This window comes from Pseudanabaena sp. PCC 6802 (assembly GCF_000332175.1).
Classification (GTDB): Bacteria; Cyanobacteriota; Cyanobacteriia; order Pseudanabaenales; family Pseudanabaenaceae; genus PCC-6802.
This window is the reverse complement of record NZ_KB235914.1, coordinates 2,544,742-2,565,545: the sequence shown is the minus strand read 5'-3', so window position 1 is coordinate 2,565,545 and position 20,804 is coordinate 2,544,742. Positions and strand designations below refer to the sequence as shown.

The window sequence follows — 20,804 nt, the reverse complement described above, 5'->3', positions numbered from 1 at the left end:
GACAAGTCGTCAAGTTCATTTCCGTCGGATTCACGGCACCATCACCCCTGTAATGATGCTACCGCCCTTAATCTCTTTGACAACTGGGACAATTTATTAAATTTCGGGTATCGCAAGTGAGAATAAAGGAGAAAGACCCATGCACAATCCAGTTATCGCTAATTCTAATAGCTCAGAGGTTGAGAAAGAAAAAAGTATTCGACAGCGGGTTAACGCAATCTTGGGAATGCTTCTAATGTTTTTTGCTTGTTTACTGGTCTGTCATTCACCAGGACTTATTCATACAGCCTTAGAACATTTCTCACCTTAGCATTGCTACATCGAGAGGAACAATAAAACTAGCTTGGAGCGGTTTTTAATCTATGGACATACCTTCAAAAACTCGACAAGCCAAATCTTCAAAACGATGGATAGCGATCGCGATCGCCACAGGACTTGTCACGCTTGCTGTCGCAGTCTACACCATTTCTCGCTACCGTCCCCTATCCCCTAGTCCTATCCTAACGGCGGAAACAACTACTGCCAACGCTGGCATCGTCACTGCTTTAGGTCGTTTAGAGCCACGAGGAGAAGCGGTACACCTGTCCTCGACAAGTTCACTGGAGGGAACGCGAATTTTGCAAGTACTGGTGAAAGAAGGGGACGCAGTCCGAGCTGGACAGATGCTTGCCATTTTAGATAGCCGCGATCGCGCTCTAGCAATCCTTAAAGAGGCTCAAGGACAGTTGAGCGTAACGCAAGCCCGATTGGCACAGGTGAAAGCTGGCGCGAAAGCTGGAGAGATCGATGCTCAGACGGCAACAATTCAGCGCATGGAAGCGGAATTGCAGGGAAATGTAACGGCTCAAGTTGCAACCGTGGAGAGACTAGCAGCAGAGCTTCGTAATGCCGAAACCGAGTACGAACGTTACCAAAAACTCTCTCAAGAAGGGGTTATTTCCGCATCCATTCTCGACAGTAAGCGACTCACCTTTGAAAGCGCCCAGGCAAAACTGCAAGAAGGCAGGGCAACGTTAAAGCGAATTCGCGGATCGGTGCAGGCTCAACTGAATGAAGCCAAAGCTAATCTCAATCGGATTGCCGAAGTGCGTCCAACCGATGTGCAAGTGGCTGAAGCAGATGTGGATCGAGCGATCGCGACAGTTGAAAAGACAAAAGCAGATCTGGATCTGGCGTATGTGCGGGCACCTAAAGCTGGTCGCGTCTTAAAAGTTCATATCCGCCCTGGTGAAGCGATCTCCGATCGCGGCAAGGGCGTATTTGAAATTGGCCAAACCGATCAGATCGATGTAGTAGCAGAAGTATATGAAACTGACATTGGCAAAGTGCAGGTGGGGCAAAGCGCCACAATAACTAGTCCTGCGTTTGGCGGGAAATTGCGCGGTACAGTTGCTCAAATCGGCTGGGAAGTTGGTAAGAAAGACATTCTCAATACTGACCCAGCCGCAGCTACCGATGTCCGTGTGGTAGAAGTCAAAATCCAATTGAATTCAAGCTCTAGCAAGCAAGTTGCAGGCTTGTCAAACTTGCAGGTAACGGTGGAGATTGCACTAGGAGCCGTAAAGCCGTGAGTCCCAAAAACAGGAGTCGCAAGCTGTTTCTTGCCTGGTTACAACTGAGCCGAGAACGAGCCAGGCTCCTGGTTGCGCTAGCAGGGATTGCCTTTGCAGTGATTCTCATGTTTATGCAAATGGGGTTCCAGGGAGCGCTGTATGTAAGTGCGACCCGCGTACACCAGAGTCTTAATGCCGATCTGGTACTGATTAATCCCCGTTCCCGCGCCTTGATCAATATGAACAACTTTTCTCGACGGCGGCTTTATCAGGCTCTCAGTATTGATGGTGTTGAGTCTATTAATGCGATGTATGTCGGTCTGGGTACCTGGAAAAGTGCCGAAAGCCAGCGCGATCGCGCCATCTTAGCGATCGGCATCGATCCCACAAAAATCACGCTGCATATTCCAGAAATCAACCAATACCTGGGACACATCAAACTGGATGACATGGCGATTCTCGATCGCATTTCTCGTCCAGAATTTCAACCCTTTATCGAAGCTGTGGCGCAGGGCAAGGTCATTACACCAGAAGTGAATAATCGACGCATCAAGATTATGGGTTTATTTACAGTTGGCTCCTCCTTTGGTTCCGATGCACTGCTAATCACCAGCGATATTAACTTCTTGCGGATATTCAAAACCCGCGCACCTGGAGAAATCAACGTTGGCTTAATCAAACTAAAACCCAGTGCAAAGGTTGAAAAAGTCATGCAGGCATTGAAAACAAATTTGCCCAATGATATCCAAGTCTTGACCCATGCTGAATTTGTGGATTTTGAGAAAAACTATTGGAAAAAGAACACTGCTATTGGCTTTGTATTCACCATGGGAACCATCATGGGCTTCATCGTTGGTAGCGTGATTGTCTATCAGGTACTCTATACAAATGTCTCCGATCATCTAGCTGAATATGCCACGCTAAAAGCAATGGGTTACCGCGATCGCTATCTGCTGCATATGGTGTTTCAAGAAGCCTTAATCCTGGCGGTACTGGGCTATGTTCCTGGATTTGCCGTCACCCTGGGTTTATATAATCTCACTCAAACCGCGACAAGCCTGCCGATGACAATGGATATCGAACGAGGAATATCGGTTTTAGCCCTCACGATTCTGATGTGCTTTATTTCAGGCGCGATCGCTGTACGCAAACTCCAAGCTGCCGATCCCGCTGATATCTTTTAGCAATATGACTCAAGAACCTGTTATTAGTATTCGGAATCTCAATCACTACTTCGGTCAAGGCGATCTGAAGAAGCAGGTTTTATTTGACATTAACCTGGAAATTTATGCCGGGGAGATTGTAATCATGATGGGCCCTTCTGGCTCAGGTAAAACTACTTTGCTAACCTTAATTGGTGGATTGCGAGCTTTACAAGAAGGTAGTCTCAAAGTTTTTGGTTATGAGCTAGATGGAGCTAGTAAAGAGCAACTCGTTAACATCCGTCGGGATATTGGCTACATTTTTCAAGCGCATAATCTGCTGGAATTTCTGACTGCATGGGAAAACGTGCAGACCGCACTCGAACTTCATGAAGACATTCCAGTTGAGGAGTTTCGGGCAAGAGCAGATGCCATACTCAAGGAAGTTGGATTGGAACATCGGGCGAACTACTTCCCAGACAACCTCTCTGGTGGTCAGAAACAAAAGGTAGCGATCGCTCGTGCCCTGGTCAGCCATCCCAAACTGCTTCTGGCTGACGAACCAACGGCTGCATTAGATAGTAAGTCAGGACGAGATGTAGTGGAACTGATGCAGCATCTATCACAGGAACAGGGCTGTCCCATTCTGGTAGTGACACATGACAACCGCATTTTAGACATCGCCGATCGCATTATTCGTATGGAAGATGGTCGTCTCACACCCGCTGCGATCGCTACTTGACTCTCCAGTCGACTAGAGAGTGTATATAAATTAAAAGCTGATAAATTTTTGAGATCTAAAGCTATGGTGACTGCATTCTGCCAAGAGCAAACACTGTTACAGATTGGTCAAGTTGCGACGAAGAGCGGCATTCCGATCAAAACGATTCGTTACTACGAAGAACTCGGCTTACTTAAGTCATCAGGGCGAACTGAGGGGCAATTCCGCTTGTTTTTACCTGATATTATCAAGCGTCTTGCCTTTATTAAACGATTACAAAAGTTGGGGTTGAGCTTGCAAGAGATTGCTGAGATTTTGCAAGTTTACGATCGCGGCTTAACTCCCTGCGATGAAATTGAGCAGCGGTTAAAGCATCAAATCCTCGAAATCGATCGCCGCATTGCAGAACTGATGACTTTGAGGAATGAGATCGTTAACCTGCTTGAAGATTGGACTCCCACCCAGCGACTAGAGACAGGTGAAGTCTGTCCGATTTTACAGAAAAATGATTTTTAACAACATGGATAAAACAAGCAAAGTATTACGCAAACGTCCTTCCCCCTTTCTAGCAAAAGTACGAGAACATATATGGATAGTCTTTCCATTTAGCATGGTGGCGATCGTGGTCATACTGGCGATTAACAACTATAAGCCAAAGACATTTGAGCGATTCGAGGTAACAACACAAGGGAACTCCCTTCCACCGTTAAAAGCTGGGGTAACCCTCCCTGGTACAATTTTCCCTAACTTAGGGCAGCAACATATACTAGAAGGACAGCGAGTTACCTACAATTCCAATCCTCCCACTTCTGGATCGCACTATGCAACCCCTGCAAGTTGGGGCATCTACATTAAAGAACCACCTGTCGATGAGCAGTTAGTACATAATCTGGAACATGGCGGCATTATTATTAGCTACAATCCTCAACTGATTAAAAGTGAAGATTTAGAGAAGGTTAAGGCACAGGCTCGTGAATTGAGAACCGTTAATCCTCGTATTATTGTCACGCCACGACCAAATCTTGATTCAGCGATCGCTCTGACTGCTTGGGGATACCTGCAAAAACTTCAAAGTTATGACCCCGTGCTAATAAAGACATTTTATGACGCGCACATTGCCCGCAGCCCTGAATGTCAGAATGGTCTGTGTCCGATTTAGTCTAATTGAAATAATTCAAAAACTCTGCCGTAGAAGTAACAGTGTGCCAAATTGAGTCAAATGATTGAAAAGTTGGGAACGAGTAGTGCGATCGCTTCTATGTAAAAGTGAGAAAACAGCAGAAAATTTCATCCTGGTTTCATCTTGTTTCGCTATCCTTATAAACATTGGAATAAATTTTCCATATCTCAGCTAAATTTAGCGCTTTTACTTTTCATAGCATCTCAAATGCATCTATGAGATGGAGATTTTATTGAGCGCCAATCTCATATGAAGATGATTGCAATCCACTCATGAACACCGTTTTGGCATTCATGCTTAATACAAACGTTTGTCTAGAGTGTGAATGTAGCTAAGACCTACACAATCAATTGACACAAATTTGGAGTTTTACTATGACAACTGCAACACTGGATACTTGCATTCGAGATTGTTTGGATTGCTTGCGAGAATGTGAAATCTGCGCCAGCACTTGCCTGGGTGGAGAGCATACGTCAATGATGGCTGAATGCATCCGCCTCTGTCAGGACTGTGCTGATTTGTGCACATTGTGTGCCCGCTTCATGCTGCGGGGATCGAGCCTCTGTAAAGAAGTTTGTGTTGCCTGTGCCAAAGCCTGCGAACTCTGCGCTCAAGAATGCGATAAGCACGCATCTCACGACGATCGCTGTAAGCGATGTGCTGAAGCTTGTCGTCTTTGTGCAAAAAGTTTACACCAAGTAGCACAAGCAGCTTAGTAGTCTGGCATGACTGCTTCCTGAAGACTTTGGCATAGGCAGATTGGATAGCTGCCTTACACAAGTGGGGGCGTATATCACGCCCTCATCGCCACGCAATAATTTTATTCAAACGTCTAGGGACTCATTTTATGAAGCCAGATTTCCTCATCGTCGGCAGTGGCTTATCAGCCTTGGTCTTTGGTGCTCTGATGGCAAACTCCGGCAAGACAGTGCAAATCCTCGAAGCCCATGAGCATCCTGGTGGTTTTGGGCATACGTTTACGATGGCTAAAAAGTATACATTTAACGCTCAATTTCACTATGTCTGGGATTGCGGTGAAGGGCAAACCGTCAATCGGGTACTCAAAAAACTGGGCTTGGATCGGGAAGTGACCTTTGAGCGGTATGACGCCAACGGCTTTGACCATATGCGAATGCCAGGTCATGCCTTGGACATTCCCTCGGAACCAGAAGAACTGATTCAGCGATTGTCTGCGCTGTTTCCCGCACATAGCGATCGCATCCGCCAATTCGTCAACGAAGTCGAAAAGACGGGCGTAGGCTTGAAAATAATTGCTCCTCCAATCAAGCCAACTGAAATACTCAAACATCCAAGTGAAGCATTGTGCGCTGTCCAGTATCTCAACAGCACCCTTCAAAATGTATTTGACAAGTTTCAACTACCTCAAGCCGCTCAAACTCTATTGGCTCTGCAATGGCTTGATTTTTTACTGCCTCCAAATCAACTCTCATTTTATGCTTGGGTCGCCTTATTTCGAGGCTATCAGGCAGGTGCTTTTTACCCGACTCAGCATTTTGAGAGCGTTATTAATGCGTTGGTGAAGGTGATTGAATCACACGGGGGACAGTTGCTGCTTAACCATGAAGTCACAAAATTTAGGGTCACAGATAGAACGGTTACAGGAGTGGAGGCGATCGATCTCACCACCCATCAGACCTCTGAATTTACGGGTAATACGGTGATTTGTAATATTGATCCCCAAAGAGCCGCCAAAATGATTGGAGAAGAAAAGTTCTCTAAAACTGTACGCCGAAAACTCAACTATGAATATTCGGCATCTAACTACATGGCTTACTGCGTCGTCAAAGATCTCGACCTCAGAGAATATGGATTTGGCAAGTGGAATCTCGCCCATAGCGGACATGACGATCTAAATGAATCCTTCGCGCAGATGTACGATCGCCATGACTTTTCTAATCCTAGTTTTGCGATCACTACGCCTACTTTATTGACAGAAGCGAGGGGGGATTGCCCAGAGGACTGTCAAATTGTGGAATTTCTCACTGTTGCCAATTACGACTATTTCAAGCAATTACGGGAGAGCGATCGCAAAGCCTACAACCAGAAAAAGCAAGAAATCTTAGATTCCATCCTGAATGTCGTGGAAAAACACTACGTACCAAATTTTAGGAAGCACATGGTCTTCCATATCACAGGCAGCCCTACCACTAATGAGCGGTTTTGCTGGAGTCCGAATGGAAATTCCTACGGCTCCAGTCTGACCCCGCACAACATGGGTTTAGGGCGACTAAATCACGAAACCTCGCTCAACCAGTTTTATTTCTGCAATGCCTCATCTGGCTATCCAGGCTTTGCTCCGACCATTTGGACAGGAGCACTGCTGTATCAGCGCTTATCTGGCGATGTGTTTTTAGGCAACGGCTAAACAGAAAGTCATGCAATATTCAATTCATCAACTTAGGAGTCAGCTATGAGAATTGCGATTATTGGGGGCGGAGCCAGTGGTATGGCCACAGCTTACCTGCTCGATAAACAAGGGCATCATGTCATCGTGTTGGAACGGCAACCCATGCTAGGGGGACATATTCGGACTCTGAACAAAAACGTGAAGCCAAACCAATCTGAGTGCAATGAAATTTTGGAAAGTGGTGTACTCGAATTTCCCACTGTATTTCATAACTTCGTTGCTCTCATGCAAGAGCTGGGAGTGGAATTAGTACCCGTTGATATCGGTTCAGCATTGTTTCCCAGAAATGGCGATCATTTTTTATCGGAGGTCGCGATCGAGAAAAACTTCGCAGGCATCCAACGTCTGATCGAATATCTTCGATTTGATACCGTCCATGTCCGTTCCGCTGGATTATGGCTGAAAACCCGATTTGCTAATATGAAGTATTTTTACGACCAGCCACTATCGCACTATCTGAAAGACGATAGTACTAGTAGCCTCTGGCTCAAGTTGCTGACGATGTATAGCTACTCGATACCGTTTGAACTGATCGACGATTTTCCAGCAGAATTGGCAATTCCGATGTTACGGGACTACCTTGCAGTCAACTGGCTCAGGGTTGAAGGCGGTGTATATACTTACATTGAAAAAATTCTGGAATGCTTTAAAGGTGAAGTCTTCCTAAATATGGAGATTGCCAGTATTTCCAGAAGCCCAGATGTCGTGAAAATTAAGCACTTGAACGGCGCAATGCAGGAGTTTGATAAAGTCGTGTTTGCCACGCCACCCGACCAGGTAATGGCGCTGTTAGCTGACCCAACCGATGCTGAAATTAAACGCTTCTCAGCTTGGAAAGCCAATTATGCAACTACTACAGTTCATAGGGATACTTCCATGTATTTCGAACAAGGCATTCGACACCCCTCAGAATTTGATTTTTTCCAGACAAACACCCGTTGGGGATATAACGGTTGCTTGAATCAGCTTTGCGGCATCTCCTCATCGCCACAGCATCATTTCCTGTCGTTCCAATTGGAGGAGCTTATTGCCAAAGATCGCATCATTCATATTCAGGAGCACCACACTCCGTTGTATACCACTGAATCTTTTCGATACCGAGATGAAGTGGTTGCGACTAACGGCGAGAATAACACCTACCATGCGGGAGCCTACCTTGGTGATGGCTTGCATGAAGGAGCTATCTCCTCTGCTCTTCGAGTCGCTGAATTGATCGGTTAAGCCTTGGATCTATTCAATTTTTTCCATTTTACAGGAAAGATTAGGAGAGAATATTATGTTTGGATTGCTATTAGGACTTGCATTGATCGCGATCGCCTTATTCTGGTTTCAACGGCGAGGACAGGGACACAACAGACATAACGGTGGACATGGTCAGAGCGGACATGGGGGGCATAACAAACATAGCGGCGGCGGCGGTTGCCATTGATCTAATCTGCAAAATGTATACAGAAATAGTCGCTATAAACGTTGGAGTGAGCGCAATCGGTATGGTAGGCATCATTAGTCCCTTCACCTGTTATGAGTAAAAGGCTATTCTTACTGTTTGTTTGTTTATTTGTCGTCATGATTGGCTTCGGAGTAAGTCTGCCTGTACTTCCTTTCTACGCCAAACATCTACATGCAGCAGGTATTGCGCGTGAAACGATCGCGATTCACATTACCTTATTAACTAGCATTTATGCCTTCGTTCAGTTGATTGCAGCACCATTTTGGGGACAATGGTCAGATCGAATCGGCAGACGACCCTTAATCTTGCTCGGAATTGCTGGTTCCGCCATTGCCCAACTCCTATTTGGGTTTGCCTCTTCCCTAACAATGCTGTACGTTGTTCGGGCAGTCGGTGGGTTTCTATCCTCTGCGATGCTGCCTGCTGCAACAGCTTATGTTGCCGATTTAACTTCTGAGCGCGATCGCGCCAAAGGAATGGCTTGGCTCGGTACAGCAGTAAGTCTTGGAGTAATTGCAGGTCCAGCTTTCGGTGGCTTGACAACTCGTGAAGACTTACATTTCACCTTTGGTCTTTTCGATATCAAAATTGAAAACTATGCTCCTCCATTTTTTCTAGCTGCGGTTTTGATGTTCTTAACGCTGCTAGCTGCTCTCCGTTGGTTGCCGGAATCGTTATCATCGAAATCAGAAACTGTACTCGCTCATCAGCCAGCCCTGAATTGGAAAAAGCTTGGTAAACCACTATTACTGCTATTGGGATTAACAACGATCGCACAGTTTGGACTTACGCTCTTTGAAGTCGTTTTTGCGTTATATGGTCAAGAAAAATTGGGATTCGGCCCCATCCAAATAAGCATTGTATTCATGGTTTGTGGCTCAGTAATGACACTCTTTCAAACCATTGCTGTGGGCTATTTGTTTCGACATGTAAGTGCGATCTCCCAGGTTGCTTTGGGATTTGCACTCATGGGAAGCGGGATATCCCTGCTGCTCATGGCGAGATCGCTTCCCATTGTGCTGGGAGTAGTCGCTATATTGGCATTCGGTATGGCATTGATCGCCCCAAACTTAGCTGCTTTGATTTCAGAGCGGGGCGGTCAACACACGGGAACAGTGTTAGGAATTCAAAATGCCGCCAATAGCTTCGGACAAGTTGGGGGATCGATGTTAGGGGGGGTTCTATTTGCATGGCAAGTAAGCTCCCCTTATGTTTTTGCTGGTGTTTTACTGGTTGTAACTAGCTTACTGCTGGGTTCGATGAAGAAACATCAGGAAAATCTAGCGTAACGTGGTGCGATCGAGGTCAAGGAGTGAGAACATTACCTGTAGCCGCCATCATTCCCCAAAGGAATTGCAGTCTTACTCTTTGTTCGGCAGTGACATCAAAACCAGCTTCGACTAAGTAGTCATGTAGCTCCTGTTGGGTGTAACAATTCTTGTGAGCAGGGTCAATCAGTTTAAGGATGATATCGAGAATCTGACAACACCAATAGTCTCGACACCAATCCATGACAATAACTTTCCCGTCAGGTTTGAGAACACGGCACATTTCTTGCAAGGCAGCGGCGGGATGCTCGAAATAATGAAATGCATTTGCCGTTACGATGATGTCAAAACTGCGATCTGGAAACGGTAGCGCGATCGCGCTTGCTTGCACAAATTCGATATTGCGATCGCCAGTAAATTTTGACTGCGCGATTTCCAGCATCTTTTCGGAAATATCAACGCCTACGATCTTTAAGCGAGGATGGGCAGCAATTAGCAATCTTTCTAGTTCGCCCGTACCACAGGCAATATCCAGGATAGTCTCGTTCCCTGAAAGATTCATGTAGTCCTTCAGGAAAGTTAGCGTATCTGTGAGATAGGAACGCCAGCGGCGATCGTAAATCTCTGCAACGCGATCGTATTGTGCTTTAACCTTAGATTCAGTTGTCATATTCTGAGGTGTCTTTATATCTTAGTTGCTATCCCTTTATACATATAGCCTCCCACCTTTGGTAAGCGTTCCACGTAAAATTGCTCGACTGCAACATCGCTGAAATGATTTGCCACCAGTTGTTGAATATTGCGGTTAAGATGACAACCATCCGCAATCACTTTTTGCAAGGGGGTAAGGCGGTTCTGCCATATCTGCACGTTGCGATCGCTACTGAGTCCATGTTCGATGAAAAAGAATTTACCGCCTGGCTTGAGAACGCGATGGATTTCTGCGATTGCGCGATTGACTTTGGCAATGCTGCACAGCGTCCAAGTGCTGACGACGCTATCAAACGTATTGTCAGGCATTGGCAAGGATTCGCTATTGAGAACGCGATACTCAACTTGGATGGATGAATCTCGAATGCGTGGCTCAGCAATAGCTTGCATTCCTGAATTCGCATCAATAGTCGTAATCTTTTCAACATGATAGGGATAGTAGGCCAGGTTTAGGCCCGGACCAAAGCCGATTTCAAGTACTTCACCTTGCACGTTGGCGAGGACTTCTTTTCGATACTCTGCGAACACTGGATTAGACATAGACCAATCCATCAATCGAGGCAAAATTAATTGTGAATAGATGCCCATACAACCTCTTGTTAATTTTATTTCATGGAGTATAAACTGTAGTGATTAGACTTCAGGGATGAAAAGCCGCGATCCTCTCTCTTTCTCGCAACCAATCGAGATCGTAACGGTGGCTTAAAGTGCTTGAAGTATTCATAGGAGCTATCTTTTGACATAAGCGTTGACCAGGTTATCAACGACGGTTTCTTCAGCAATGCGATCGCTCATCGGTGTAGGAAATGGATCTTGATGGCGATGAACGGAAAAGAAAACAACGGTTTCGACAATCAGACGTGCGGTAGCTGAGTAGTCTGGAACTGGATGCAGCAACCCCTCTTCTATCCGTAATTGCAGGTATGTAGTGAGTTGCTGCAATACCCTAATACGCATCTCACCAAACCACAGGACAGCTAGCTCTGGATAGTCCAACGCCGATCGCTCGACTAATTTCATGCCCACACGGTAGCGAGCCGTTTTGGCATAGAGTTCGCGGATGATGCGCTCAAGTTCGGTGCGCGGGTGCTTGACTGTCTTTTTGGCGATCGCTCTTTCCAAGCTATGAATTCGCCCTTCGCGAGCTAAGAGATCTCGCAAAAATGCTAAGGTGGCATCTGATTCGGGTGTTGGAATTGGCAATGTCAGATCGGTCGGTTCCCACTCTGGTTGAGTGACAGCGCGGATAACCAAATCGAATAGAGCTTCTTTACTTTCGACATAGCGGTAGATGGCACCAGGCGATCGCTGCATGGCATGAGCTACATCGGCAATCTGGGTGCGGCGGTATCCCTTTTCGATGAAAACCACCGTAGCAGCCTCAATGAGACTATCAAGACGGGCGATCGCAGGTTGACGACTCATTAGTAAGTAAATGATTCATTTACTATATAGTACGCCATAATATCATTGTTGATTAGGATATGCTTGAGAATAGCTTTACTAGGTAGCTTACCGAGATAATGTACTCTGACAGCCAACTCACCAACCTATTCAACCAAGAAATTCTTGATTACTTATACAGAAAGAATCGAGGAGGCGTTGCTAATCAAAAGGGCAACACATACGAAAACTTTTTTGCCATCTGCCAAATCGTCCTGATTGCTCCTCGTGTAATCGAGTCAGGCGAAGAGATTTACCTTGCTAGCCAAGTAACAGCTTTCGTCGATGACCTGATCGTCGATCTTGGTGCAGACACATCACTACAACATTTCCAGCTAAAAAATAGTCCTACAGTGTCATGGGGTACTAATACCAGCAAAGTCAGAATTGCGTATGACTTCCGACAACAGAAATATCTCAATACAGAAGTCAAGTGTAGAAATTCAGAGTTATTTCTGGTTGTTTCTTCAGAAGATTTACAGATTCGCCTGGCAGACTCAATGCCCTCAGATTTAAAAAATTATAGTCATGTTGCATTTTTCCCATACCTACCAACTGTTGACGAGCTTTTGCAAGCCCATGATGCTTTTAGGCAAGCAATCGCATATTTGACTGCATTTGAGCAACCAACCAGAGACAAAATTGAATGTGTAGCAAAGGTTTTGCTGGGAGCCTGGGTTGCTAGTGATAAAACTAGAATCACTGTGCTGGACATCCTTAAATCTGCGCAGAAATGTCAACCGTCTTTTATCCGCTCTTTCTTGAGTGATGATGTAATCTCGCTCGATCCCGAAGTGGTTAAAGTCTTAGAGCAAATTCCAGGATTTTACTTCTCAATTTCTAGAGGCTTTTTCCACTGGGAATACATAGCCGTTGGATGGTTCACAGATGGAACATTTCCACATAGTTGTGATTCTGAAGCATTTCAACACTTTCAGGATAGAATTAAACAGTTTTCTCCTTCGAGGTTTGAGGACTTAGAAATTCTGCTCTAGCTAGTTTGCAAAATCGTAAAATTCTGTGACAAATACTTGATTTACAAAACTAAATAATGCTAAAAAGCTACAAACCATAATAAAAAAGCGATATAGCTTAGCGTTAGCTTCCATACTTTTTTTCCTTCAAGCGATCCTCCCTATGTCTAGAACATTCTCACAATTTGCTAGAGATAAGGAAAAGCAACTGCTGGCAACACTTGTCGATCCACAAAGCAACGTTGAGCTTTACCGCAAGTGTATGTATGAACTCGGCGAATCATTGGGCGATCTGGTCTTGACAGAAATTAAGGATCGCACTGAAGGTGCATATCTCGCTTGCACTGCCGAAGATGCCGATTTCCTGGCAAAAGGCATGTTAAGTAAGTTAGAGACAAGTCTAGCCAAAGTTACATTAGCTTGCTTCTGGAATCAGCGTTTCGCCCCGTTTGGTATTTCAGACTTGCAGGTTGCGCCAATCTTGAAGCGTTACTTAGAACCAACTACAACGCAAGTTAATAGTTTAATTATTGTGAAGTCAATTATTTCTGGAGCTTGCGTAGTCAGAACTAACTTGCTCGACACAATTGAGCGAATTACCCCACAAACAATCTTTGTAGTTGCACCTGCTATTTTTAAGGGGGCAGAGAAACGCTTACAAAAAGGTTTTCCTGAGAGCATATATAAAAAATTTCGCTACATTTACCTGGCAGAAGACGATGAACGTACCCCCGAAGGTGTTGTTATACCTGGCATAGGAGGCATGGTCTATAACCGTCTTGGTTTTAACTCTCAGGCAGATAAGAATCATTATGTTCCCGACCTAGTTAGGCAACGTCGTGCTGCATTAGCCATCGGAATTTAACATCTCATAACATTCCTCTAGTGCAGCCAATTCAGAAATGTTTGCCAAAGTAGCCAGAGATTGAGCGAGGTAATAACGAACGCGATCGCCCAGGCCATCCATTTCAACCATTTAGGATTGACAAACTCTCCCATCAAGCGGCGATCGCTGGTAAATATGACCAAGGGGATCACAGCAAAAGGGAGTTGCAAGCTCAAGATCACTTGACTGAGAACGATTAGATTACTTGTACTGTGTTCGCCAAAGTAGACGATCGCAATTAAAGCAGGAATAATGGCGAGAAATCGAGTGGCTAGACGACGCAACCAAGGGGGTAGTCGCAGATTGAGAAATCCTTCCATCACTACTTGACCTGCTAGGGTTGCAGTTAGCGTGGAACTCTGTCCAGAAGCAAGCAGGGCTAACCCAAAAATGGCACTAGCAGCACTCACGCCCAAAAGTGGAGAAAGGAGTTTGTAAGCTTCTTGAATTTCTGCTACGTCCTGATAGCCTGAAAAGTGGAACGTAGCGGCAGATACGATCAAAATTGCTGAGTTAATAAACAGCGCAAAGGATAGAGCTACTGTAGAATCAATCGTGCCAAATTTAATTGCTTCCCATTTCTTCTTTGGTGTTGCTTCCCACGCACGGGTCTGCACGATCGCGGAATGCAGGTAGAGATTGTGCGGCATTACGGTTGCACCCAAAATGCCAATTGCAATGTAGAGCATCTCAGGATTCTGCAAAATCGCTAACTTTGGCGCATATCCGAATAAGATACCGCCTGTATCTGGTTTTGAGAATAGAATCTCCGCCGCAAAACAAATACCCACGGTGGCAACCAGCATAATTACCAAAGCTTCCACATAGCGAAAGCCTTTTTGTTGGAGCATGAGTAAGACAATCACATCCAAAGCTGTAATACACACGCCCCAAATTAGTGGTAGACCAAATAGTAACTGAATAGCGATCGCACTGCCCAATAGTTCTGCCAGATCGCAGGCAGCAATGGCAATTTCGCACAATACCCACAAACAGAAGTTAATTTTAGGACTGAATCGATCGCGGCACACCTGCGCTAAATCTCTTCCCGTCGCCACACCCAGACGCACGCATAGTGCTTGCAGCAACACTGCCATCAGGTTCGATAGCAAAATCACACTCAGCAACGCATAGCCAAACTTCGCCCCGCCAGCTAAATCGGTTGCCCAATTACCTGGATCCATATATCCCACAGAAACCAGATAACCAGGCCCTGCATAAGCGAGCAACTTACGCCAAAATCCCTGATTTGGGATTGCAATCGTGCGATGGACTTCAGATAAACTGGGTTTGCGATCTAGAATAGTCATGATAAGCTGCTTTTCATAATCGTTTCATTATTCGCCCGAGCATACCATTGCTGGCGATCGCGTAGCTATCAGTATAAATACTTGACAAATATAGTTACTAATGAATATGTCGGTGGTGAATATCGGGATAATGCTGATGTTTGTGTCGGATCGGTTGGTGTTTGTGGAGATGGCTGTGTGCTTTTTGCATAGAAACCCTGCGAAGATGTTCGTGTTGATGGTGCTCGTCATGAGTATGACTGTGCTCGTGTACGATCGCTTCATGGATATGCTTGTGGTCGTGTTGCTCGGTCAGGTGTAGCCATACTCCGATTCCCATCAATCCCGTCGCCAGGATTAAGTTGGTTGTGACGGCTTCTTTGAGAAAGAGAACAGCGATCGCCGCTCCCACAAAAGGTGCAACTGCAAAATAGGCTCCTGTTCTAGAAGTGCCAATGTGTCTCAGGGCTAAGATAAACAATACGAGACTGATACCATAGCCAAAGAACCCCACAACACAGCTCGAGCCTACGGCTAAAGGACTGGGTAGACGATCGCCCATAGCTAGGGCGATCGCTACGTTCACTGTTCCTGCTATACCTCCTTTCAGGGTAGCGATCGCGAGAGGATCGGCAGAGGAGACTTTACGAGTCAGGTTATTATCAATTGCCCACCCCAGACATGCCGCGATAATTAATAAAAATCCCCAGTTACCATCAAAGTCGAGGCGACCCTGCCAGGATAGTACAGCGCTACCTGCGGTAATTGCACCCATGCCGATCGCAATACGGCGATCGAAATGCTCTTGAAATACAAACCATGCAATCAGTGCTGTAAGCACGCCTTCCAGGTTGAGTAAAAGCGACGCGATCGCCGCAGGCGTAGCGATCAGTCCCAGCATCATCAAGACGGGAGCAAGCACACCACCAGCGAGAATAGCACCGCCTAACCATAACCAGTCTCCCTTCTTTAAGCTAGCTTCAGCAGGTTGTTGAGCCTGGAATCTCTGACTAATTAATTGAACGAGAGCTAATCCCAGCCCAGAACCTAGATACAGTAACCCTGCTAGCATTTGGGGTGCAGTTTCACCCAATAAGGCTTTTGCCAACGGCGTACTCGCACCAAATAAGAATGCGGCAGCGATCGCAAAAAATACACCAGATTGCAATTGATTACGATTCATCGTTTCTATTCTTACTATCTAAATTACTCACTAAGCAGAGACAGCGGATCGACAGCACTAAAGCCATCGAGACGAATCTCAAAATGCAGGTTAGTACCCGTTGTATAACCCGTATCTCCCATTGTGCCAAGTGGCTGCGCTTGGCTTACGGTTTGTCCTTCTTCAACATAGATATTATTGAGATGAGAATAGCGAGTAATTGTACCGTCAGGATGACGAACATCTACCATATTTCCATAGCCACCACTATTCCAACCTGCATATTGCACGATGCCCGTGCTGGCTGCCCAGATCGGTGTACCTTTCTCAGCCGCAATATCTACACCTTGATGCGCTCTGCCCCAACGCCAGCCAAAGTTTGACGTAATTACGCCTTCCGAGGGAAATATAAATTTATTGGTAAAACTGGCATTGGGTAACAGAGTTAAGTAGGCAGTTGCAGTGAAATTTGACAAGTCAGAGATCTGAAATGGTAATTTGAACAACTGAGCAGAAGTTATTTTTTGAGTAGGATTAGCACTATCTTTATCAATCGAATTATTCTTTGCTGCTAACTTCACAGGTTTTCTATCGTCCACTAAAGGTGATTTCTTGATATTTAGGGATTCTAGGTTATCAGAAGCGATCGCTTTCTGTGCTAGTTTGTATTTTTTCTCTCGGTTCTGAGATAAAACTTCTGCAAGAGTGCGAGAAGATTTTGCTACAGGTGCAACTGGAACCTCTCTAGTGTTTTGAAGATTTAAGAGTAGATACATTGTTCCGACTGAAAGCGAAAAGCCCAGAAGTGCTAGTGCCTTACGCAGCTTTAATGCAGTCTGTGGAAGTAATAATGGCTTGGAGGAGATTCTGTTCCCCCTTAGCGCAATTTCTCTTAGTTTTCGGGACAAAGTTAAGTTCGCTCAAAAATCAACAATAACGATTCTACCAGAGTACATTCGCTGACGACTTCAGGTTTAATGAGGTAACAAATAGCGGAAGTTGCGATCGCCTTGATAGCCAGATAAATCAGCAAGTTCTTGGAGCGATCGCTCACCTTGATAGAACTTTCCTTTAATTTCCCAAGTAGGAACACTCTCAATTTTTGCCGCTTCGCACAATTGTCGTTGGGAATTGATACCGTCAGGATGACATTCAATTATATTTAACTCTTTTACAGCTTCCTTGCCAAATAACTGCTTTTGCTTATAACAGTGAGGGCAGGTATAGAAAACGTACATTTTTACTCCAATTTGCTTGAGGTGCTGTGCTAAAGCAATTTCAGCATTGCCTGAAGTCGTAGTGATTTCCCAACCTACTCCCTGTTTTGGTCTTGTTGTCGGTGATTGAATAACTGGTTTCCCTGTGGTGGGATCGATGGGTAGAGTCTCGCTAGCGATTGACTTATTAGCACTTCCATAAATAGCCAACGTCCCTAAAATTGTGAGTACAGCAATAATAGCTCCAGTAAAGAATAGCTGTCCAATATCCTCCCATTTTTGCCCAATCACAGAAAAGATAAATAGACTGGTAGAGAGTAACGCAGAAGCGATGCAGTAGATACAGACAGACTGAATCACGGCAAATAGGAGATACATCAAATAGCCGCTAAAGACCATCATGGCAGTACCACCCATAAAGAGAAGTAGTTTTGTCCAATTCTCTAGTTTCGTGCGAAGTTGCTTTTGTTCGGGAGAATTCACCAGTAAAGGTGCAACTGCAAAGACAACCATACTGCCATAGCCCAAACAACCAAATAGCGAGAGCGGTAAGCCAAATACTTTGGCATAGGGACTAGAAAGTACTAGATCGCAGCTATTTGTTGGGCAAGCTGCCGATGTTTGCGAGAAGCTGACAAAAGTGAGATAAGCTGTAATCGCTACGCCCAAAGTGGCGATACCAGCAATAATCGGGCGAGAGTAGCGATGTAACCAGGGTTGCGATCGCTGCCGATTGCGAAATTCTTTCATCTTCTCAGCAGTGGATGAACTTATTTCTTCTGAGGAGGGAGGCTGATTGTTTTTGTTCATAGGATTAAATTATTTGGGTATTTACTTAAAACATTTGTAGCATTGGTGTAAGTCAAGACATTTGGCAGTGAATTAATCATGTGTATCCTCCTGTTGCTGAATTGATACATTTTTCAAAAGCTGCCAGCCATTTTGCATTAGGGAAATGGCACTTAAGCTGATGAGAACAGAAACCACTAGACTTCCCACTGCATCTGCCCAGAGCCAGTTGCAGAGATAAACCGCACAGGCAGCCAGAATCACACTAACTGAAACGGTAGCATCAGCGACCCCGTGTAATAGCACTCCCCGAATATTCAAGTCATTGTGGCTATCTTCGTATAGGAGTTGAATACTCAAACCGTTAATGACCAGACTTATCCCTGCTACAAGCAGCATCGGTAAGCCTAGTATCGGTTCAGGGACTTGTAGGTGTTTCACAGATTCCCAAGCAATCAAAAAGGCGATCGCGCTCAGGCTAGCACCATTAAGCAATCCTATCCAGGCAGTCACTTTCCAGTAGTCGATCGCTGACCAACCGTTCGATTGACGCTGAAGTAGCCAGACGACTAACAGCGTTAATCCCATCGTCACTAGATCCAGGAACAGGTGTCCCGATCCTGCCAGTAAAGACATACTGTGGCTCTGAAGTCCAACTACCAGTTCTACCAGAAACAGGAAACTCCGCAGTCCCAGAACGATCCAAAGTAGCCGCACTTTCGGGAGATCGTGTGGAGTCGCTTCGAGGAAATCGGTATGAACGAGCAACGTATAATTGGGGTTTATCATCAAAGGAAAGTTTTACTACTGAAATGAGATTTGAGGATAGTTAGTTATACTCGGTCATCTGGCGCTTGTGGGCAGGGATAAGCAGGATCGCCCGTTTCAATTTGCAGCGTTGTGTGTTCGATCCCAAAATGGTTATGCAACCCTTGAGAAGCCCGGGATAAAAATGCATCGCCAGTCTGTTCATTGGGAATAATCAAATGAGCCATAAGAGCTGTTTCGGTTGTACTCATCCCCCAAATATGCAGGTCATGCACGCCAACTACTCCCGGAAGTTCAGCCAAATAGGTGCGAATGGCTAGTGGCTCAATCCCGGCTGGAACTGCATCCATCATTAGATCCAGCGATTCCCGGAACAGTTGCCAGGTGCCAGCGACTATCGCTACAGTAACAACCAAACTCACAGCCGGGTCAAGCCAAAGCCAGCCCGTCAGCACAATCACAATCCCAGCCAGTACAACACCTACCGAGACGGCTGCATCAGCAACCAAATGTAGAAAAGCACCTCGTAGGTTCAGATCCTGCTTGCGCCCCGATAAAAACATCAACGCGCTGCCAGTATTAATCGCAATCCCGATCGCTGCCACATTAATCACTGTTGCACCTGCAACGGGTGTAGGTGCAACAAACCGTTGCATCGCTTCCCAACCGATGCCGCCAGAGACAAGTAGTAGAAAAGTAGCATTCAGCAGTGCTGCCAAAATCGAAGAGCGCCGCAATCCAAAAGTACGTCGTGCGGAGGGAAGTCGCTGAGACAGCAGACTGGCTCCCCAAGCGAGGAGCAATCCCAAAACATCGCTCAGGTTATGACCGGCATCCGCCAACAGTGCTAGGGAGTTCGCCAGAATCCCGTAAACTGCCTCAACTACCACAAAAAGCGTATTGAGGGAAACGCTGATGATGAATGCTCGGTTATAGTTGACGGATTCGTGGCTATGATTGTGAGTCATTGTTTCTACGGAAAAATTGAGTGGTGGACAGGTGACAGAAAATGAGGTAGTGGAAACAGAAAATTCAGTGAATTGGCTGCAAGAAAGCAAGGTTTATCTAATCAAAATCAAGCAGGTCTTCTAGAAACGATCTGCGCCGATGCTCACCACTGTAATGTCTGCCGCCGCGATGCCCGCTGTCGTGGTGTTCCTCTCGATATCTGTCATGATGTCCACCAGAGTGTTCCTCTCGATAATCCTCTCGATAATCATCTCGGTAACGATCTCGATTTCGACTGCGTTCTCCATAACTGACATCTCGATAGCGTGTTATTGACTGGTCAATGAGTTTCTCCAGCTCGCCCCGATCTAGCCAAATACCTCGACATTGGGGACAGTAGTCAAGTTCAATGCCCTGGCGATCTGCTGGCACCAGCTCAATAATACAGATTGGGCAGATTCTCATCGTATTTTTAGTCGCCATTTGAATACCCCTGTTTGCGAACAGTTTTGTAAATCAGAGACTGAAGTATCCTTACCTCTAGAAATCAAATAGATCTTCCAGAAAACCACGCTTCCGCTCGCGGCGATCGCGGTCTCCAAGCTTATCGCCGCGATATTCCTGACCATGACGACTTCTGTCTCTGTCTCCTTCACTTTCATAGGGCGCTGCTGTTGAACGCTCAACAATCTTCTCCAATTCGCCCCGGTCTAACCAAATGCCACGACATTGGGGGCAGTAATCGATCTCAATGCCTTCGCGGTCTGCCAATCTCATGTCAACATTACAAACTGGACACAACATACTTTTACCTCCACTAAAAAATGAGTTTTAATAAATAGCAAGTGAGCGATTCTTTAGAGTCTTGATATCTA

General features: G+C 45.6%; 23 protein-coding genes. 12 read left to right on the top strand and 11 right to left on the bottom strand.

The features are described 5' to 3' along the window. Positions 1-362: 362 nt before the first annotated feature. From PSE6802_RS0117350 to PSE6802_RS0117310, 10 genes are all read left to right on the top strand, one after another. Positions 363-1,571, top strand: coding sequence for an ABC exporter membrane fusion protein (locus PSE6802_RS0117350; protein WP_019501311.1), 1,209 nt, complete (start codon positions 363-365; stop codon positions 1,569-1,571). After that, the gene (devC, locus tag PSE6802_RS0117345; RefSeq protein WP_019501310.1) at positions 1,568-2,737 is read left to right on the top strand and encodes an ABC transporter permease DevC; all 1,170 of its coding nucleotides are present in this window, start codon (positions 1,568-1,570) and stop codon (positions 2,735-2,737) included. The genes PSE6802_RS0117350 and devC overlap by 4 nt, the downstream gene beginning before the upstream one ends. Positions 2,738-2,741: 4 nt before the next feature. Beyond that, a complete protein-coding gene (locus tag PSE6802_RS0117340; protein ID WP_019501309.1) occupies positions 2,742-3,437 on the top strand; it encodes a DevA family ABC transporter ATP-binding protein in 696 nt (231 codons plus the stop codon). Between the two features lie 63 nt (positions 3,438-3,500). Beyond that, positions 3,501-3,932 (top strand): heavy metal-responsive transcriptional regulator, encoded by a 432-nt coding sequence (locus PSE6802_RS0117335; protein WP_019501308.1) that lies wholly within the window; start codon positions 3,501-3,503, stop codon positions 3,930-3,932. 4 nt (positions 3,933-3,936) lie between these two features. After that, entirely contained in the window at positions 3,937-4,575 is a 639-nt protein-coding gene (locus PSE6802_RS0117330) for a DUF3105 domain-containing protein (protein WP_156815573.1), read from the top strand. A 395-nt stretch (positions 4,576-4,970) separates the two neighbouring features. Further along, positions 4,971-5,312, top strand: a complete 342-nt coding sequence (locus PSE6802_RS32085; RefSeq protein WP_071592304.1) for a four-helix bundle copper-binding protein — start codon at positions 4,971-4,973, stop codon at positions 5,310-5,312. Positions 5,313-5,443: 131 nt separating this feature from the next. Next, entirely contained in the window at positions 5,444-6,982 is a 1,539-nt protein-coding gene (locus tag PSE6802_RS0117325; RefSeq protein WP_019501306.1) for a phytoene desaturase family protein, read from the top strand. 45 nt (positions 6,983-7,027) lie between these two features. Beyond that, positions 7,028-8,245, top strand: a complete 1,218-nt coding sequence (locus PSE6802_RS0117320; protein ID WP_019501305.1) for an FAD-dependent oxidoreductase — start codon at positions 7,028-7,030, stop codon at positions 8,243-8,245. 55 nt (positions 8,246-8,300) lie between these two features. Next, the gene (locus PSE6802_RS33580; protein ID WP_156815572.1) at positions 8,301-8,453 is read left to right on the top strand and encodes a hypothetical protein; all 153 of its coding nucleotides are present in this window, start codon (positions 8,301-8,303) and stop codon (positions 8,451-8,453) included. 92 nt (positions 8,454-8,545) lie between these two features. Continuing rightward, a complete protein-coding gene (locus PSE6802_RS0117310; protein WP_019501303.1) occupies positions 8,546-9,763 on the top strand; it encodes an MFS transporter in 1,218 nt (405 codons plus the stop codon). Between the two features lie 16 nt (positions 9,764-9,779). On the opposite strand, the gene PSE6802_RS0117305 is transcribed toward PSE6802_RS0117310, so the two are convergent. From PSE6802_RS0117305 to PSE6802_RS29415, 3 genes are all read right to left on the bottom strand, one after another. Beyond that, positions 9,780-10,412, bottom strand: coding sequence for a class I SAM-dependent methyltransferase (locus PSE6802_RS0117305; protein WP_019501302.1), 633 nt, complete (start codon positions 10,410-10,412; stop codon positions 9,780-9,782). Between the two features lie 14 nt (positions 10,413-10,426). Beyond that, complete coding sequence (locus PSE6802_RS0117300; RefSeq protein ID WP_019501301.1) at positions 10,427-11,041, bottom strand: class I SAM-dependent methyltransferase; 615 nt, start codon at positions 11,039-11,041, stop codon at positions 10,427-10,429. A gap of 141 nt (positions 11,042-11,182) precedes the next feature. Then, positions 11,183-11,878: a TetR/AcrR family transcriptional regulator gene (locus PSE6802_RS29415; RefSeq protein ID WP_019501300.1), complete on the bottom strand. Its 696-nt coding sequence runs from the start codon at positions 11,876-11,878 to the stop codon at positions 11,183-11,185. A 98-nt stretch (positions 11,879-11,976) separates the two neighbouring features. Between PSE6802_RS29415 and PSE6802_RS0117290 the strand changes: the two genes are divergently transcribed. Both PSE6802_RS0117290 and PSE6802_RS0117280 read left to right on the top strand, forming a co-directional pair. After that, positions 11,977-12,891 carry a hypothetical protein gene (locus PSE6802_RS0117290; RefSeq protein ID WP_019501299.1) on the top strand — a complete coding sequence of 305 codons (915 nt, stop codon included), beginning with the start codon at positions 11,977-11,979 and terminating at the stop codon, positions 12,889-12,891. Positions 12,892-13,033: 142 nt separating this feature from the next. After that, positions 13,034-13,735 (top strand): hypothetical protein, encoded by a 702-nt coding sequence (locus PSE6802_RS0117280; protein ID WP_019501297.1) that lies wholly within the window; start codon positions 13,034-13,036, stop codon positions 13,733-13,735. Between the two features lie 17 nt (positions 13,736-13,752). On the opposite strand, the gene PSE6802_RS0117275 is transcribed toward PSE6802_RS0117280, so the two are convergent. From PSE6802_RS0117275 to PSE6802_RS0117235, 8 genes are all read right to left on the bottom strand, one after another. Beyond that, complete coding sequence (locus tag PSE6802_RS0117275) at positions 13,753-15,066, bottom strand: Nramp family divalent metal transporter (protein ID WP_019501296.1); 1,314 nt, start codon at positions 15,064-15,066, stop codon at positions 13,753-13,755. Between the two features lie 97 nt (positions 15,067-15,163). Beyond that, positions 15,164-16,228, bottom strand: coding sequence for a DMT family transporter (locus PSE6802_RS0117270; RefSeq protein ID WP_019501295.1), 1,065 nt, complete (start codon positions 16,226-16,228; stop codon positions 15,164-15,166). A gap of 23 nt (positions 16,229-16,251) precedes the next feature. Continuing rightward, positions 16,252-16,983 (bottom strand): M23 family metallopeptidase, encoded by a 732-nt coding sequence (locus PSE6802_RS0117265; RefSeq protein ID WP_019501294.1) that lies wholly within the window; start codon positions 16,981-16,983, stop codon positions 16,252-16,254. A 198-nt stretch (positions 16,984-17,181) separates the two neighbouring features. Further along, positions 17,182-18,174, bottom strand: coding sequence for a vitamin K epoxide reductase family protein (locus PSE6802_RS0117260; protein ID WP_019501293.1), 993 nt, complete (start codon positions 18,172-18,174; stop codon positions 17,182-17,184). Positions 18,175-18,306: 132 nt separating this feature from the next. Next, complete coding sequence (locus PSE6802_RS0117255) at positions 18,307-19,002, bottom strand: cation diffusion facilitator family transporter (protein ID WP_019501292.1); 696 nt, start codon at positions 19,000-19,002, stop codon at positions 18,307-18,309. A gap of 44 nt (positions 19,003-19,046) precedes the next feature. Next, positions 19,047-19,949: a cation diffusion facilitator family transporter gene (locus PSE6802_RS0117250; RefSeq protein WP_019501291.1), complete on the bottom strand. Its 903-nt coding sequence runs from the start codon at positions 19,947-19,949 to the stop codon at positions 19,047-19,049. Positions 19,950-20,046: 97 nt separating this feature from the next. Then, complete coding sequence (locus PSE6802_RS32080) at positions 20,047-20,412, bottom strand: TFIIB-type zinc ribbon-containing protein (RefSeq protein ID WP_225902681.1); 366 nt, start codon at positions 20,410-20,412, stop codon at positions 20,047-20,049. A 57-nt stretch (positions 20,413-20,469) separates the two neighbouring features. Then, positions 20,470-20,733 carry a TFIIB-type zinc ribbon-containing protein gene (locus PSE6802_RS0117235; protein WP_026103368.1) on the bottom strand — a complete coding sequence of 88 codons (264 nt, stop codon included), beginning with the start codon at positions 20,731-20,733 and terminating at the stop codon, positions 20,470-20,472. Positions 20,734-20,804: the final 71 nt, after the last annotated feature.

Coding starts and splice junctions, on each gene's coding strand:
- PSE6802_RS29415 (WP_019501300.1), bottom strand. CDS start 11,878: ATGAGTCGTCAACCTGCGATCGCCCGTCTTGATAGTCTCATTGAGGCT.
- PSE6802_RS0117340 (WP_019501309.1), top strand. CDS start 2,742: ATGACTCAAGAACCTGTTATTAGTATTCGGAATCTCAATCACTACTTC.
- PSE6802_RS0117235 (WP_026103368.1), bottom strand. CDS start 20,733: ATGTTGTGTCCAGTTTGTAATGTTGACATGAGATTGGCAGACCGCGAA.
- PSE6802_RS0117275 (WP_019501296.1), bottom strand. CDS start 15,066: ATGACTATTCTAGATCGCAAACCCAGTTTATCTGAAGTCCATCGCACG.
- PSE6802_RS33580 (WP_156815572.1), top strand. CDS start 8,301: ATGTTTGGATTGCTATTAGGACTTGCATTGATCGCGATCGCCTTATTC.
- PSE6802_RS0117350 (WP_019501311.1), top strand. CDS start 363: ATGGACATACCTTCAAAAACTCGACAAGCCAAATCTTCAAAACGATGG.
- PSE6802_RS0117280 (WP_019501297.1), top strand. CDS start 13,034: ATGTCTAGAACATTCTCACAATTTGCTAGAGATAAGGAAAAGCAACTG.
- PSE6802_RS0117305 (WP_019501302.1), bottom strand. CDS start 10,412: ATGACAACTGAATCTAAGGTTAAAGCACAATACGATCGCGTTGCAGAG.
- PSE6802_RS32085 (WP_071592304.1), top strand. CDS start 4,971: ATGACAACTGCAACACTGGATACTTGCATTCGAGATTGTTTGGATTGC.
- PSE6802_RS0117300 (WP_019501301.1), bottom strand. CDS start 11,041: ATGGGCATCTATTCACAATTAATTTTGCCTCGATTGATGGATTGGTCT.
- PSE6802_RS0117330 (WP_156815573.1), top strand. CDS start 3,937: ATGGATAAAACAAGCAAAGTATTACGCAAACGTCCTTCCCCCTTTCTA.
- PSE6802_RS0117335 (WP_019501308.1), top strand. CDS start 3,501: ATGGTGACTGCATTCTGCCAAGAGCAAACACTGTTACAGATTGGTCAA.
- PSE6802_RS32080 (WP_225902681.1), bottom strand. CDS start 20,412: ATGGCGACTAAAAATACGATGAGAATCTGCCCAATCTGTATTATTGAG.
- PSE6802_RS0117265 (WP_019501294.1), bottom strand. CDS start 16,983: ATGTATCTACTCTTAAATCTTCAAAACACTAGAGAGGTTCCAGTTGCA.
- PSE6802_RS0117260 (WP_019501293.1), bottom strand. CDS start 18,174: ATGAAAGAATTTCGCAATCGGCAGCGATCGCAACCCTGGTTACATCGC.
- PSE6802_RS0117325 (WP_019501306.1), top strand. CDS start 5,444: ATGAAGCCAGATTTCCTCATCGTCGGCAGTGGCTTATCAGCCTTGGTC.
- PSE6802_RS0117255 (WP_019501292.1), bottom strand. CDS start 19,002: ATGATAAACCCCAATTATACGTTGCTCGTTCATACCGATTTCCTCGAA.
- PSE6802_RS0117250 (WP_019501291.1), bottom strand. CDS start 19,949: ATGACTCACAATCATAGCCACGAATCCGTCAACTATAACCGAGCATTC.
- PSE6802_RS0117320 (WP_019501305.1), top strand. CDS start 7,028: ATGAGAATTGCGATTATTGGGGGCGGAGCCAGTGGTATGGCCACAGCT.
- PSE6802_RS0117310 (WP_019501303.1), top strand. CDS start 8,546: ATGAGTAAAAGGCTATTCTTACTGTTTGTTTGTTTATTTGTCGTCATG.
- PSE6802_RS0117270 (WP_019501295.1), bottom strand. CDS start 16,228: ATGAATCGTAATCAATTGCAATCTGGTGTATTTTTTGCGATCGCTGCC.
- PSE6802_RS0117290 (WP_019501299.1), top strand. CDS start 11,977: ATGTACTCTGACAGCCAACTCACCAACCTATTCAACCAAGAAATTCTT.